Consider the following 14,139-nt stretch of genomic DNA (forward strand, 5'->3'; position numbering starts at 1 on the left):
CCGCAAGTTCAATGGTGCGGGCTTGCGGGCCGACTTTTCGGTGGCGAAGCCCATGACCACGGTCCACCAGACTCATAAATCAGCAGCCCGGATCCTGCCTACTGCGGTATCGCCAGGCCCTGCCGCAATCCTGTCGCCACGACTGAGACCCTGAATTTTCCGGCGAGTGCCCGGTCGAATATGGCGCCGACGATGATGTCGGCGTCGGCGTCGACCTCCTCGCGGATACGGGTGGCGGCCTCATCGACTTCGAACAGCGTCATGTCCATGCCGCCCGAGATCGAGACCAGGACGCCCTTGGCGCCGATCATCGAGGCTTCGTCGAGAAGCGGGTTTGCTATCGCCGCTTCGGCGGCTTTCCTGGCGCGGTCCTCGCCCGTGGCTTCCCCGGTACCCATCATCGCGCGGCCCATGTCGCGCATCACCGACTTCACATCGGCGAAGTCGAGATTGATCAGCCCCTCCTTGACGATGAGATCGGTTATGCAGCCGACGCCGGAATAAAGGACGCGATCAGCCATGGCGAAGGCGTCCGCGAAAGTCGTCTTTGCGTCGGCGATCCTGAAGAGGTTCTGGTTCGGAATAACGATCACGGTATCGGCGCATTCGCGAAGCTGCTCGATGCCCTCTTCGGCGGCTTGCATGCGGCGCTTCCCTTCGAAGGTGAACGGCTTGGTGACGACGGCCACGGTCAGGATGCCGGCTGCCCGTGCAGCGTTCGCTATGACGGGCGCGGCACCGGTTCCAGTTCCGCCTCCCATGCCGGCGGTCACGAAGCACATATGGGTTCCCGCAAGGTGGTCCCTGATCTCGTCGATCGATTCCTCGGCTGCCGCGCGGCCGACCGCCGGCAGGGACCCGGCGCCCAAGCCTTCCGTGACATGGGCGCCCAGCTGGATCAGCCGCGATGCTTTCGACATGGTCAGTGCCTGGGCATCGGTATTGGCGACGATGAACTCCGCACCCTGCAAATTTTCGGCAATCATGTTGTTGACCGCGTTGCCGCCGCCACCGCCGACACCGATAACGGTTATCTTCGGCCGCATTTCCGAGATGACGGGCCTTGCCGCGGTGCTCATCGTCTTGTCTCCTTGGAATTGATCGATAAAAAAGTTCCCGGAACGCGCCGCTTGAACACGCCAGGTGCAAGAATCAGGTTCTATCGCCTTGGCACAGGGAATCAGAGGGTGAACTTTGCGGCAAGACAAGATGTGGGACTTGTACCATATACCCCTGAACGAGCCGACCTTTTGGACGAGTCTCCAGCCAATTTCCGGAATTGGCCCGGCTTCTGGCCAGCGAAAATCCACAATCCGGGATCCAACCCCTTCAAGCTTCACGCGCCCGCCTTACGCGCCAGAACCTTGAGAATCTGGCGGCCGATCGACGCCTGACGCTTAGCGGATCGGCATCTTGCCGCGAAACAACGGCTGATGGGCCCGCATCAGAGCGGCAATCCGGTCGGCAATCTTTCGTACTGGCGGGGAGTGGCGTTCCTCATGATGGGTGACGATCCACTGGTCGGTTTCGAGTTCGGGGATAGGCTGAGCGACGCGAACCAGCCGCGGATCGCTGTCGCCGACGAAACACGGAAACACGGAAAGGCCGGCGCCCGCGGCCACAAGTTCTCGCACCGAATGGGTGTTGTTGCCTCGCACGCCGATGCGGTCGCCGTGATGGGCTTGCAGCCAACGCGCCGAGGCGACGTTTGCTCCTTCGCCGGTGACGCCGACGAACAAGCCGGCAGCGATGCCGTTGATCAGGTGGCGTCCGGAATAAATGGCATACGCGACCTTGCCGCTCTGGCGGCCGGCCAGCCACTGTTCGGTTGGACGCTCGCTGCGGATGCCGATATCGGCGGCGCGGCGACCGATGTCGACCCGGTCGGTGGTGGTGACGAGTTCCACCCTGATGCCGTCATCGACCGTCCAGATTTCGCCGATATGGGCCGAAACGAAGGCCGAGGTCCAAGGCCCGGCCGAGACGCGGACAATGCGGTCGGGGAGGTTTCCCTCGCGCCTGCGGGTCAGCGACTGCATTGCTGCTTCGACGTCTTCGGCGCGCCGCAGCAGTTCTTCACCGACCGGGGTTAGCCGGTAGCCGGTCTGCTGACGTACGAACAGCGCTTCACCGATCTGCTTTTCGAGCGCGGTGACGCGTCGTCCGAGTGTGGCTGCGCTGAGGCGCGTGGTTGCCGTAGCCGCGCTCAGGCCACCCAGCCGCGCAACGTCGAGAAACAACCTCAGATCGTCCCAGCCAATATCCATTTTGCAGAAATGAAAAACTCCTTGCGACCGTGGCTGTAGCGCGAAGCGGCCATCACGCGCAAGTATATAGGCACTGGAAGCGCTTGATAATTCTGCCCTGGCGGGAAAATGACAGGCACCTCGGTTGGCCAGGCAGTCAGCGCAATCCGTTCGATCGTGCATACGCTTTGCGCGATTGTTTTGCGTTTTCGACCAATCCAAGAGCGTGGGTATCCCGCTCGCCAAGGAGACGATCATGTTGCATGAACTTCGACACCGTTTCGCCTGCTGGCTTGCCTATCGCCAGACGATCGCGAGCTTGAGGCGGCTTCCAGACAGCATATTGGCGGATGCGGGCCTTTCTCGCGAAGAGATCCGCGAGCGTGCCCGCGACGCCAGCCTGCGTCGCTGAGATTGGAGGCGACCATGCAGAATGGAGCCGGCGGCGAGTAGCAATCAGGCGTCGTCTCCTCACTGCTGAGCTGCGGCTAAATTGTGCCAATGCAGTGGCCATGCTTGATGCGGCCGCAGTTTCGCTCCACATCGAAAGGGATGAAGACCGAGACATCCGAGCGGCGGCGGACTTTGCTGTGGGCCTTGCCCGCCTCGCTGGTCCTGCACGCGCTTATCACTGCGTTCCTGGTCTACGGCCTGCCCGTTCCTGCCCAGCAGCCGCAGGAGGAGCAACCTATCAATGTCGCACTCGTGCCGCCGCCCGAACCACCAAAGCCGAAACCCGAAGCCAAAAGTCAGCCTGAAAAGAAGGTCGAAAAGTCGGTACCGGACAACCTGCCGTCAGAGAAAGTCCTGAAGCCTGCATTCCAGTTCGGTGACAAAGACACCGGCCCCAGGAAATCGCTGGATGGGAGAAGCGCTCAGGACCAAGCGTCGTCCACCGCCAAGGACAGCGAGCCCAAGCCGGCTGCCACGCCAACCGATGCGGAGAGCAGATCTGAACCGACGCCCGACGCTGCAAAGCCGGCGGAGCCAGCCAGCATCGATGAGAAGCCGGAAGCTGACAAACAGGAGGCGGGAGCTCCTGACGCCGACAGGCACGAATCGGCCGCTGCAACACCTTCGGCTGATGATGGCGGTGAGATCGAGCTTCCTGCGTCGGCTCAGGCGCCTGAGGCCAGACCCGACACTGCACCGAAACCCAGCCCGGCGAAGGCCGCGAAGCCGCCGCGCGCAAAGGCCGCAGAGCCAAACCCCACGGCCAACTCACTAGCGTATGCGGGGCTTCCGGGTGTTCGCAAGCTTTTTTCAAAAGGCGCTACCGGCGATCCCTTCGCAACGAACTCGATGGCCGACGTGCCACGGGGGCAACGCGTAGCCGACCTTTGCTCCAATCTTCTGGGTCAGCAACTGAACGACGCCGCTTATCGCCCCGTATTGCTCCCAAGCATTCCACTAGAGGTCGGCAATCTTCTGGACGCCCCGGATACCGCTTTTCGTACCGCGACGACTTGGTATCATGTGCGCTTTCACTGTGGGATCGACACCAATGCGACGCATGTGACGTCCTTCGCCTTCCGTATCGGAGCCGCCGCTTCACCCGAGGAAAGCGTTTTTCTGGATCGGGAGGCCCGTCGGCAGGGTTTTCGAGTGGGACCAGGCATGTAGCCGAAGGCAAGGGTCTCAAAACCCACGTATTGCGGGCAACAATCACCTCTTGAACGGCTGCATGCCGAATGCCGTTGCTGCCGGGCCTCAGCCCTTCACTGGATTGGCTTTGCGCCACTCCTCATATTCGCCGCGAGCATCGTCGTGCAGCGGATAGTAGCGCTGCAGCGGGGCGCCCTGCATGAGCTTCTCGCGCGAGAACTCCTCCCAATCGTGATGTTTTTTCGATTCTTCAATTACCTTTGCCGCCATTGCGACGGGAAGCACAACCGCCCCGTCGTCGTCTGCGATGATAATGTCGCCCGGGATCACCGTGACACCACCACAGGCTATCGGAACGTTGACGGCGTTCGGATAGATGCTGGTTTGCACATGGTAGTTGGGCGTCCAGCCGCGCAGCCATAAAGGCAGATCGAGCTTTTCGACATTCGGCCGGTCGCGCATACATCCGTCGATGACGATGCCCGCGCCGCCTCTGCCCTTGAAATATGTCGACATCATATCGCCGAAGACGCCCGAGCTCATGTCGCCGCGCGCGTCGACGACCACCACATCGCCTTCCTGCGCGTGATAGAGCACGTGCCGGTGCAGTTGCGTTTCCGGGTCGGCGTATTCTCCCTCGCTGAAGAGGTCCGGCCGCTGCGGCAGGAACTGCAGCGTCAGCGCCGGCCCGACGATCGACTTCCCACGGTTCTGCGCCACCGGACCGACCATGTGGGGATTGCGGAAACCCATATGGCCAAGCGTGCCGGCAACCGTCGCGGCGCCGATTTCCCTCAGGGCGTCAATGAGGTCTTTGGGCGGCCGCGTGATGTCAGGGGTATGCGTCATTGTGGACTCCGGTTCAATTGGGACTACCAGTTCGTAACAGACCCGTCGCGGCGCCTGAGGTGAGGCGCTTCCCAGAAACGAAAAGCCTCCGCCCGGACCGCCGCTTCGTTGACCTCGACGCCGAGCCCCGGCAGGTCGCTGACCGGATAGTCGGGACCGTCGAGCCGTGGCTGCACGGGGAAGAAGTCGGAATTGTCGAAGCCCAGCTTCGTCTCGGGTTCCCTGGTCTCGAGCCACGCGAAGTTGGGTACAGCGGCGGCGAGATGCAGGGTCGCGGCCGTGCACACCGGACCAAGCGGATTGTGCGGCATCAGGTCGACATAATGCGCCTCGCTCCAGCCAGCGACCTTCATCGCCTCGGTGAGCCCGCCGACATTGCAGACATCGAGCCGGTTGAACTGATGGATGCCGCGCTCGATGTAGGGCAGGAACTGCCACTTGCTGGCAAATTCCTCGCCGATGGCAAAGGGAATGTCGGTCATCCTGCGCAGGGATTCGTAGGCTTCAGGTGTCTCGTCGCGGATCGGCTCCTCGAGAAAATCAAGCACGCCGCGGCCGAGCTTGTTGCAGAAGCTCGCCGCCTCTGCCACCGACAGCCGATGATGATAGTCGATGCCGAGGACGACGTCGTCGCCCAGCGCCTCGCGCGCCTTGTTCAGCATGCTCGCGGTAGCGCCGATCGACTCGCGGGGTTCGAAGATGTCCCTGCTGCTTTGCCCTACGGGGAAGAAGCGGATCGCCTGCCACCCCCGTGCGCGCAGCTCCCAGGCTCGTTCGATGGCGACGTCGCCCTCGGCCTCGTCTCCGGTCGAGGCGAAGGTGGGGATGCGGTCGCGCTGCTTGCCGCCCAGCAGTTCGTAGACAGGCACCCCCAGCGCCTTGCCCTTGATGTCGTGCAGGGCGATGTCGATGGCGGAAATCGCCGCCTGCAGAACGCGCCCGCCTTCGAAGTACTGGCTGCGATATGCCTCCTGCCAGATCCGCCCGATCTGCATAGGATCGCGGCCGATGAGAAATTCGCGATAATGCTCGACCGCGCCGGCAACGGCCTTTTCGCGCCCGCTCAAGCCGCTCTCGCCCCAGCCGAAGACGCCTTGGTCGGTCTCGATCTTGACGAGCATCTGATTACGCGTTCCAACCCATACAGGATAGGGTTTGATCGCGGTGATCTTAAGCTTTTCAGTCATCCCCAACCTTCCCAATGAACCCCGTCTTGTCTCAGCCGGCCTTGAGGGCCAGTTCAGTTTCGCCATCGAACAGATGCAGCCGCTCCTGGTCGAACTCGAGCCAGATCTGCTCGTCAGGTGCGACGGCGATGTTGGGGGACACGCTGATGTTGACGATGGCGCCTGACAGCAACGCCTGCACGAAGGTGACGTCTCCGGTCGGCTCCACTGTATAGGCCCTGGCCGGGACGCTGCCTGGCACCGCGCTCTTGTGGAGCCTGATGGTCGAGTGACGTGCGCCGAGCACGACTTTCCTCGACGTTGCCTTCGCAACCTTCCGGGCGTTGAGCGGCGAGAGCTCAAGGCTCCAGCCCTCCGCGCCGGTCAACGCAGTGTTGCCGTTTGCTGTCGATGCCTCCAGTGGAACAAGGCTCATCGCCGGGCTGCCGATGAAGCTGGCGACGAACATGTTCACCGGATGGGCAAAGACCTGCGCCGGAGAATCGTATTGCAACAGGTAGCCGCCGTTCATCACCGCCATCTTGTCGGCCATGGTCACGGCTTCGAGCTGGTCGTGCGTGACATAGATGATGGTCGCCTTGAGGTCCTGGTGGAAGCGCTTGATCTCCGAGCGCATCTGGACCCGCAGTTTGGCGTCGAGGTTGGAGAGCGGCTCGTCCATGAGGAAAACGGCAGGGTCGCGGACGAGGGCGCGCCCCAAGGCGACACGTTGCTGCTGCCCGCCTGAAAGTTCGCGCGGCTTGCGCTCGAGAAGGTGCGTCATGTCGAGCACTCGCGCCGCTTCCTTGACCTTCCTGTCGATCTCGTCCCTGGGCAGCTTGCGCATCTGCAGCGGGAACGCCAGGTTCTTGTAGACCGATTTCTGCGGGTAGAGCGCGTAGTTCTGGAACACCATCGCGATGTCCCGGTCCTTGGGGTCGAGGTCGTTGACCACGCGGTCGCCGATGACGATGTCGCCCGATGTGACCGGGATCAATCCCGCGACAAGATTGAGCGTGGTTGTCTTGCCGCAGCCCGAAGGGCCGACGAGCGCAACGAACTCGCCGTCATTGACCGTCAGCGAAACGTCGTTGACAGCTTTGAAGCCGCCATAGGTCTTGACGAGATCTCTCAGGACCACGTGGGCCATCGGCAACTCCCTACGGCATGATGCCGAAAAGTGTGAAGCGGTTTTCGGACGACATCATGCTCTATCTCTTTGATTTAGAGGCGCATTCAGATTTCAGGTCGAACAGACCTGAAATCATCCGGCTCTAGTGTTTGACCGCGCCTTCTGTAAGGGCGCGTACGAAGTATCGTTGCAGGAGGAGGAACAGCACCACGACGGGCACGCTCATCATGAAGCTGGCCGCCATCAGGCCCGGAAAGTCCGTCGTATTCTCCGAGAAGAAACGCTGTATGCCGACCGGCAGGGTCAACTGCTCGTTCTTGGAAAGGAAGGTGTAGGCATAGATGTACTCGTTCCAGGCGCCAATGAAGGAATAGATCGCGGTGGCGATGATTCCGGGCGTCGAGAGAGGCATCACGATCAGGATGAAGGCCTGGAACCGGGTCGCCCCATCGATCCGCGCCGCCTGCTCGAGCTGCACCGGAATGTTGTCGTAAAAGCCCTTGAGCAGCCAGATCGCCAGCGGCAGGCCGAAGGTGAGATAGGTGAGAATGAGCGAGCCATGCGTGTTCACCAGCCCGATCGCGCGCATCAGGATGAAGAGCGGCACGAGAAAGATCACCGCCGGGAACATGTTGCGCAAAAGCACGGTGAAGAACAGGAAGTTTCGACCGGGGAAACGAAAGCGCGAAAACGCGTAGGCCGCAGGAACGGCCACGATCACCGAAAGGATTGTGGTGACCGTGGACACGTAGAGGCTGTTCCAGAAAAAACGCAGGAAGTCCTGGCCGACGCTGTTTTGCGGATCGAGCAGCTTTTGGTAGCTGGCCAGGGTAGGCTCTTCCGGCCACCATTGCGGCGGGAACTGCATCGCCGCGAAGCCGGACTTGATCGAGGTGATCAGCATCCAGATCATCGGCAACGCGGTGTAAAGCAGCATGAACACGAGGAAGATGCGCCCGGCCCAACGCCATCCGTCGATGCGCATGCGGCGCCGGGCCGGACGTCGAGGGACTGTCTCGACGATCGTGCTCATGCGCTCCCCTCTTTGCGCTCGTTGCCGGCCAGCGCACGGACGTAGAAGTAGCCCAGCACCATCAGCATGAGGAACAGGAGTACCGAATAGGCCGATGCGACACCCCATCGCTGCCGGCCGAAGGCGAGCTCATAGATGTGGGTGATCCAGATATGCGACGCGTTCGACGGCCCGCCACCGGTCATGATCCACGGGATGATGAAGGAATTGAAATTGGCCACCGCGAGCAGCAGGATCGTCACCGTCGAGACGTTGCGCAGATGCGGGAAGGTGACGTGCCAGAAACGCTGCCATGCATTGGCCCCGTCGACTTCGGCGGCGCGCAGCAACTGGTCGGGGACCGTCTGCAAGCCGGCCATCATCATGATCATGGCAAACGGAAACTCGCGCCAGATATTGACGACGATCAAGGAGGGCAGCACCGTGCTGACGTTGTCGATGAAGTTCGGCGGCCGGTCGGCCAATCCGAGGCCGACCAGCACCGCGCCGATGATGCCGAAGTCCGAATGGTAGATCCACTTCCAGATATAGGAGGCGGCAACCGCGCTGATGACCCAGGGAATGATCAGGATAGCGCGCAGGACGCCCCGGCCGATAAACTCGCGGTGGAGCGCCAGCGCGGCGGCAAACCCAAGGGCAAAGGCAACGAAGGTGGATGCGATCGTCCAGATCAGGGTGTTCAGGGTAACTTTCCAGAACACCTGACTGGTGAGGATGGCCGTGTAGTTGTCCAATCCGATGAAGGTCTTGTCGCGGAGCTGCAGGCCAGGCGGCGTCTTAAAGAACGACAGCTCGACCGTGTAGTAGATCGGATAGGCGATGACGATGAGCATCACGGCGATCGCTGGAAGCACGTAAGCGTAGTCGGCGCGATGCTCCCAGATATTCCGCAGCACGCCGGAGCTACCGGGTTGCAATCTTCGGCGAGCCTCGGCCTTGCCGGTCACGATCGTCACGATGGCGTGCCCTTGTTGTTCGGAGCAAACCGGCTGCACGCACTATCGGCGCAGCCGGTCGGATCGCAGGTCAGGCCCGGACTAGAGTCCGTCCATCAGGTTTTTCACCTTCTCGGCCGCGTCGTCCGCTGCCTGGTCGACGGTCATCGCTCCGGTCAGGGCGTTCTGCAGCATGTCCGGGACGATGATATTCATGATCTCGGGGGATTGCGGCAGCGCCGGGAACGGAATGCCGTATGGCAACATCGAGGTGGTGACATCGAGGAACTTGATGTTGTCCAGACGTTCCTTCATCCATTTGGTCTTGAAGCCGTTGAGGTTGCCCGGGTTCGAGCCGGCATACGCCATCTTCAGCGACCATTCAGGGCTCGTCCACATGCAGATGATGGCCTTTGCGGCCGGCTCGTCCACCTTGCCGCCCTCGACATATTCGGGCTTCAGGATGTGAATGTTCGAGCCGCCAAACACGACGGCGCGCTTGCCGTCGGGGCCGGTCGGGATCAGGCCGTAGCGCATGTTGTCGATGACGGTCTGCGCCTTCTCCTTGTCGGCGCCCGTTGCCTTCTTCTGCAGGTCGAGCATGACGTTATAGTCGGACGGGTGCGAGACCATCATGCCGAGTTGGCCGGCGACGAACAGGGGCTGGTTATCGGCCTGCTGGTTGGTGAGCGCCGAAACCGGAACCGACTTGTCGCGAACATACATGTCGTAGGAGGCTTGCAACGCCGCCTTGCTTTGCGGGCTATTGAGTTCGACCTCCTTATAGGTCGGGTTCGCGGAGGCTTCGTCGAAGACACCGCCGCCATAGGCCCATAGTTGCGGCATGAAGCGGTACGGCGTGTTGCCGGCGTTCTTTCGCGCCACGAGGCCGTAGCCGGCAATGCCGAGCTTGTCATGGATCTGCTTGGAATATTTGACGACGTCGTCCCAGGTCGCCGGAGCCTTGTCCGGATCGAGGCCCGCACGCTTGAAGATGTCGGCGTTCCAGATGAACGCCATCGTCTCATTGTTGGTGGGAATGCCGTAGGTCACGCCATCCCAGGTTACCGCCTTCATGGCGCCGGGCCAGAAATCCTCCGTGGGATAGCCCACATCTTCCGGCTTGAGCGGCTGCAGATAACCCTTCGAGGCGAACTCGGTTCCACCCAGGATTTGCAGGCGGACCGCCATCGGCGCGGCATTGCCCAGCAGCGCCGTGCGGAACTTGTCGAGAAGGTCGTTGTAGGTGAGGGCCTGATCCTCGAGCTGGATGTTCGGATAGGTCTTGCGGAAGGTCTCGAAGAAATCCTTGTAGTACTGACGCAGCAGGTCGGGGTCGCCCTCGAACACGCCCTGATACCAGAACGTCAGTCGCCCCTTGTAGTCGAGCGGAGTGACCTTGCCGCAATCGGCGGCCGTGTCGAAATCCTGTGTGCCGGCGATGGAGCGCACATATTCCGGCGACCACTTGCTCAAATCGACTGGCGGCGAACCCAGCGCCGATCCCGACATGAGCGACGCCATCAAAGCAGTGGCGACAGTGCCGCGCAGGACGGCACCGCCGAGTGTAATCCTCGTCATAGTATCCTCCCAGATTCTCCCATGCCGCTGTGCGCCAAGGGGCTCGTCCGACCGTGCGGGATGCGTCCTTCTGCTCAATGTATCCCTTCGATCATCTGGTACGTTTTCAGATCGTGGATTGCCTGTCAACGCACCCGATCGTACATTGTTTGCAAAACGCGTGTATGATATCGAGCATGCGATGTACTAATCGGGGGAGCCGGCTTTGGCCGAAACAAGTGATTTCAAAGCAGAGCCACCCGTGGGGATTGATCCCATCGGGGCGTCCAGCGAGGGCGCCTCGCTTTATGAGCTGATCCGGGAAGACATCATCGAGGGACGGCTCGCCGCCAACGAACGGCTTGTGGTCACCGATCTCGCCCGGCGTCACGGCACCTCGACCAACCCCGTACGCGAGGCGCTGCAGCTGTTGCGAGGGGAGGGCTTCGTCACCTTTGTCGCCAACCGTGGCGCGCGCGTCCGGCCCATAGACCAGGATTTTGTCCGGGATATCTACGAGATCGGAGTCCTGATCGAGCCGGCCCTGACGCGATGGTTCGTGAACATGGCGACCGGCGAGGACATCGCCGAACTCGAACGCATCCAGGCTCTGATCGAAGAGAACAACTTCACCGACACATTGCGGCACAGTGAACTGGATACCGCCTTCCACACCGTGATGTACCAGCGCCACTACAACCGCCATGCCGCCGAGCTTTGGTGGAAGCATCGCGAAGTGCTGCGAGCCGTGAGCCGGCGTTTCAATTTCACGCTCGCGCGGCGGGCCGCCATTATGCGTGAACACCGCGAGCTCATCGCGCATATCAGAGCGGGAAATGCCGACGAGGCGGCCGAACTCATTTCCCGCCATGTCGAGGGTTCCGGTCGGCACGTCCTCGAACAGATGCGTGCGCGCAATGCCGCTCGGGCCGGATAGAGTTTCCAGCCCAGAACATCATTGGTCCAGCCATCAGACAGAGGTAGTTGAGAGATGAAAATCACGAGCGTTCGGCCGTGGCTGATCAAGTCCGATGCTTCCTATTGGGGAGAGTTCCTGTTCGTCGAGGTGACGACCGACGAAGGGGTGAGTGGCTGGGGGGAAATCACCACCACCACAAGGCTCGCCAACCGCGCGCTGTGCACGATCCTGCGGCAGATCGGTGTTGCCGTCACAGGTGAGGATCCGGCGCGCATCGAGCATCTCTGGCACAAGATTTTCCGCAGCTTCACCTATATGGGCAGCCGCGGCGCCGCAGTCGAATGCGTGAGCGCTATCGACATAGCGCTCTGGGACATTCGCGGCAAAGTTCTAGGCAAGCCGATCTACGAGCTGCTGGGCGGACCGGTGCGCGATGAAATCGCGCTCTATACCCATCCCAACCAGGCCAAGTTTACCAGCAAGGAGGCTGTGGTCCGCGAAATTCGAGACATCGTCGAATCCGGACACACCGGGCTGAAGTTCGATCCTTTCCCCCACCAAGGCCGCATCGCCGATGGCTTGGCGCGCGAACAGCGGGACGGCTACCTCGATGGCAGCATGACCCGCAAGGACGAGCGCGAGGCTGCCGAACTAACGGCTTTGATCCGTGAAACGGCGGGGCCCGGTGTCGACATTCTCATCGACGCGCATGGCCGCTTCGACGTCCCCACCGCCATTCGCCTCTGCCGAAGCCTCGAGGAAGCCGGCCAGATCGACTGGTTCGAGGAGCCATGCCCGCCAGAAAGCCTCAATGCTCTCAAGCAAGTGCGTGAGAAGGTCAGTGCCGCCATCTCGTGGGGCGAGCGCGGCCACACCAAATGGGATTTCGTGCCGGTGCTCGAGAACAGGCTTGCGGACTACATCATGCCGGACGTTACCTGGACCGGCGGCATTACCGAACTGAAGAAGATTTCCGCCCTGTGCGAAGCCTACTACATCCCGGTCTCGCCCCATGACGCCGCGGGACCGATCAATGTGGTTGCGGGAGCGCAGGTGATGATGACGGTTCCCAACTTCTACAAGCTCGAAACGTCGGAGTGGAACCTGGACAAATATAATCACCTCATCGACGAGCCACTCGATGTCTCGAACGGCAGCCTCAAGCTGGCGTCGAAGCCGGGTCTCGGTGTCGAGATGAACCGAGACTACCTGCAGGCCCACGAGATAGAGCTTGGCTAGCAACGCTTATGCAGGCCGGGGGTGCGGGGCGCCACCAATCAGAACGAGGATAAGCCATGGCAAAGACGGGTAGCGCCGGCGAGGCGCTCAATCGGGTAAATACGAACTCCAGGCCGAGCGACCTGCGCATCACCGACCTGCGCGTTGCCGAGATCGTCGGCGCGCCGTTCACCTCCGCGCTGGTCAAGATCTACACCAACCAGGGCATTGTCGGCCTGGGCGAAGTGCGCGACGGCGCCAGCGCGACCTATGCGCTGATGCTGAAGAGCCGGTTGCTGGGCGAGAACCCTTGCGACGTCGACCGGCTGTTCCGCCGCATCAAACAATTTGGCGGCCATGGGCGGCAAGGTGGCGGTGTCTCGGCAATCGAGATCGCGCTTTGGGACCTCGCCGGCAAGGCGTATGGCGTGCCGATCTACCAGATGCTGGGAGGACGGTTTCGCGACAAGGTGCGTGTCTATTGCGACACCGACGCGGACAAGCCCAGCGGCACCGAGACCGGAAAGCGGCTCAAGGCGCGGATGGATCTCGGTTTCACCTTCCTCAAGATGGATCTCGGTCTGGCGCAGATTTCGCACATATCGGGCGCAGTGGTGGCGCCGGCCGGCGTGCTCGACGGTTTCCGCAGCCATGCCGCGCGCGGTCCGGCACGCACGCTGGACGAGCGCCGGGCGCGTAATGCCGCCTATGACGCGCAGAACGTGCCGCATCCCTTCACCGGCCTCCACTTCACCGAAAAGGGCATCGACCTGCTCGACCAATATATCCACGAGGTCCGCGAGGTGATCGGCTACGAGGTTCCGCTCGCCATCGACCATGTCGGCCACATCTCGCTGCAGGACGGCATCCGTCTGGCCCGGCGGATCGAGAAATACGCACCGGCCTGGCTCGAGGACGTGATCCCCTGGCAGTACACCGAGCAGTATCGGCAGTTGCAGCAGGCGACCTCGGTGCCGATCTGCACGGGTGAGGACATCTACCTCAAGGAAGGCTTCGAGCCGCTGCTCAACGCCGGCATCTCGGTCATCCATCCGGATCTGCTGACCACCGGCGGCATTCTCGAGACCAAGAAGATCGGCGACGCGGCGCAGGAGCATGGCGTCGCCATGGCCATTCACATGGCGGAAAGCCCGATCGCGGCAATGGCCGCCGCGCATGTCGCGGTGGCGACGGAAAACTTCATGGCGCTCGAATATCACAGCGTCGAAGTCGACTGGTGGGACGATATCGTCACCGGCCTGCCCAAGCCGCTGGTCAAGGACGGCTTCATCACCGTGCCCGACAAGCCTGGTCTGGGCATCGACGACATCGTCGACGAAGTGATCAGCCAGCACCTGCAGCCCGGCGTCACCGGCATCTGGCAACCGACCGATCACTGGGACGACGAATACTCCTGGGACCGCACCTGGAGCTGACTCTACACTTCTCTCCTCGGAGGGAGAGGTGAACAGAAGG

The 14,139-nt window shown here is 61.7% G+C and carries 13 protein-coding genes; 5 read left to right on the forward strand and 8 right to left on the reverse strand.

Annotated elements, in window-relative coordinates; genetic code table 11:
• Nucleotides 1-98 precede the first annotated feature (98 nt).
• Both ftsZ and ACYG9Y_RS05840 read right to left on the reverse strand, forming a co-directional pair.
• Nucleotides 99-1,079, reverse strand: a complete 981-nt coding sequence (gene ftsZ, locus ACYG9Y_RS05835) for a cell division protein FtsZ (protein WP_031193049.1) — start codon at nt 1,077-1,079, stop codon at nt 99-101.
• Between the two features lie 318 nt (nt 1,080-1,397).
• Entirely contained in the window at nt 1,398-2,267 is an 870-nt protein-coding gene (locus ACYG9Y_RS05840) for a LysR family transcriptional regulator (protein ID WP_023739528.1), read from the reverse strand.
• Nucleotides 2,268-2,502: 235 nt separating this feature from the next.
• Between ACYG9Y_RS05840 and ACYG9Y_RS05845 the strand changes: the two genes are divergently transcribed.
• Nucleotides 2,503-2,658, forward strand: a complete 156-nt coding sequence (locus ACYG9Y_RS05845) for a DUF1127 domain-containing protein (RefSeq protein ID WP_023739527.1) — start codon at nt 2,503-2,505, stop codon at nt 2,656-2,658.
• 140 nt (nt 2,659-2,798) lie between these two features.
• Nucleotides 2,799-3,869 (forward strand): DUF930 domain-containing protein, encoded by a 1,071-nt coding sequence (locus tag ACYG9Y_RS05850; protein WP_023739526.1) that lies wholly within the window; start codon nt 2,799-2,801, stop codon nt 3,867-3,869.
• Between the two features lie 87 nt (nt 3,870-3,956).
• Here the strand turns inward: ACYG9Y_RS05850 and ACYG9Y_RS05855 are convergent, their stop codons facing one another.
• From ACYG9Y_RS05855 to ACYG9Y_RS05880, 6 genes are all read right to left on the reverse strand, one after another.
• Nucleotides 3,957-4,700 carry a ribonuclease activity regulator RraA gene (locus ACYG9Y_RS05855; protein ID WP_023739525.1) on the reverse strand — a complete coding sequence of 248 codons (744 nt, stop codon included), beginning with the start codon at nt 4,698-4,700 and terminating at the stop codon, nt 3,957-3,959.
• Between the two features lie 23 nt (nt 4,701-4,723).
• Nucleotides 4,724-5,887 carry a mandelate racemase/muconate lactonizing enzyme family protein gene (locus ACYG9Y_RS05860; RefSeq protein ID WP_023739524.1) on the reverse strand — a complete coding sequence of 388 codons (1,164 nt, stop codon included), beginning with the start codon at nt 5,885-5,887 and terminating at the stop codon, nt 4,724-4,726.
• Between the two features lie 31 nt (nt 5,888-5,918).
• On the reverse strand, nt 5,919-7,016 hold the full coding sequence (locus ACYG9Y_RS05865) for an ABC transporter ATP-binding protein (RefSeq protein WP_023739523.1): 1,098 nt from the start codon (nt 7,014-7,016) through the stop codon (nt 5,919-5,921).
• Between the two features lie 124 nt (nt 7,017-7,140).
• Nucleotides 7,141-8,031, reverse strand: coding sequence for a carbohydrate ABC transporter permease (locus ACYG9Y_RS05870; protein ID WP_023714612.1), 891 nt, complete (start codon nt 8,029-8,031; stop codon nt 7,141-7,143).
• Nucleotides 8,028-8,987 carry a carbohydrate ABC transporter permease gene (locus ACYG9Y_RS05875; RefSeq protein ID WP_023681191.1) on the reverse strand — a complete coding sequence of 320 codons (960 nt, stop codon included), beginning with the start codon at nt 8,985-8,987 and terminating at the stop codon, nt 8,028-8,030. Before ACYG9Y_RS05875 ends, ACYG9Y_RS05870 begins: the two co-directional genes overlap by 4 nt.
• Before the next feature lie 81 nt (nt 8,988-9,068).
• Nucleotides 9,069-10,547 (reverse strand): ABC transporter substrate-binding protein, encoded by a 1,479-nt coding sequence (locus tag ACYG9Y_RS05880; RefSeq protein ID WP_023712166.1) that lies wholly within the window; start codon nt 10,545-10,547, stop codon nt 9,069-9,071.
• A 205-nt stretch (nt 10,548-10,752) separates the two neighbouring features.
• Between ACYG9Y_RS05880 and ACYG9Y_RS05885 the strand changes: the two genes are divergently transcribed.
• The 3 genes from ACYG9Y_RS05885 to ACYG9Y_RS05895 are packed head-to-tail and all read left to right on the forward strand — an operon-like array spanning nt 10,753 to nt 14,099.
• Nucleotides 10,753-11,463, forward strand: coding sequence for a GntR family transcriptional regulator (locus ACYG9Y_RS05885; RefSeq protein WP_023739522.1), 711 nt, complete (start codon nt 10,753-10,755; stop codon nt 11,461-11,463).
• Between the two features lie 54 nt (nt 11,464-11,517).
• The gene (locus ACYG9Y_RS05890; protein WP_023739521.1) at nt 11,518-12,684 is read left to right on the forward strand and encodes a mandelate racemase/muconate lactonizing enzyme family protein; all 1,167 of its coding nucleotides are present in this window, start codon (nt 11,518-11,520) and stop codon (nt 12,682-12,684) included.
• A gap of 56 nt (nt 12,685-12,740) precedes the next feature.
• Nucleotides 12,741-14,099 carry a mandelate racemase/muconate lactonizing enzyme family protein gene (locus ACYG9Y_RS05895; RefSeq protein WP_023704649.1) on the forward strand — a complete coding sequence of 453 codons (1,359 nt, stop codon included), beginning with the start codon at nt 12,741-12,743 and terminating at the stop codon, nt 14,097-14,099.
• Nucleotides 14,100-14,139 lie beyond the last annotated feature (40 nt).

Source organism: Mesorhizobium sp. W050 (assembly GCF_054719535.1).

Excerpts from the sequence above, each read along its gene's own strand:
- ACYG9Y_RS05855 (WP_023739525.1), bottom strand. The coding sequence starts at position 4,700 with ATGACGCATACCCCTGACATCACGCGGCCGCCCAAAGACCTCATTGAC.
- ACYG9Y_RS05865 (WP_023739523.1), bottom strand. The coding sequence starts at position 7,016 with ATGGCCCACGTGGTCCTGAGAGATCTCGTCAAGACCTATGGCGGCTTC.
- ACYG9Y_RS05845 (WP_023739527.1), top strand. The coding sequence starts at position 2,503 with ATGTTGCATGAACTTCGACACCGTTTCGCCTGCTGGCTTGCCTATCGC.
- ftsZ (WP_031193049.1), bottom strand. The coding sequence starts at position 1,079 with ATGAGCACCGCGGCAAGGCCCGTCATCTCGGAAATGCGGCCGAAGATA.
- ACYG9Y_RS05890 (WP_023739521.1), top strand. The coding sequence starts at position 11,518 with ATGAAAATCACGAGCGTTCGGCCGTGGCTGATCAAGTCCGATGCTTCC.
- ACYG9Y_RS05880 (WP_023712166.1), bottom strand. The coding sequence starts at position 10,547 with ATGACGAGGATTACACTCGGCGGTGCCGTCCTGCGCGGCACTGTCGCC.
- ACYG9Y_RS05850 (WP_023739526.1), top strand. The coding sequence starts at position 2,799 with ATGAAGACCGAGACATCCGAGCGGCGGCGGACTTTGCTGTGGGCCTTG.
- ACYG9Y_RS05870 (WP_023714612.1), bottom strand. The coding sequence starts at position 8,031 with ATGAGCACGATCGTCGAGACAGTCCCTCGACGTCCGGCCCGGCGCCGC.
- ACYG9Y_RS05895 (WP_023704649.1), top strand. The coding sequence starts at position 12,741 with ATGGCAAAGACGGGTAGCGCCGGCGAGGCGCTCAATCGGGTAAATACG.
- ACYG9Y_RS05860 (WP_023739524.1), bottom strand. The coding sequence starts at position 5,887 with ATGACTGAAAAGCTTAAGATCACCGCGATCAAACCCTATCCTGTATGG.
- ACYG9Y_RS05840 (WP_023739528.1), bottom strand. The coding sequence starts at position 2,267 with ATGGATATTGGCTGGGACGATCTGAGGTTGTTTCTCGACGTTGCGCGG.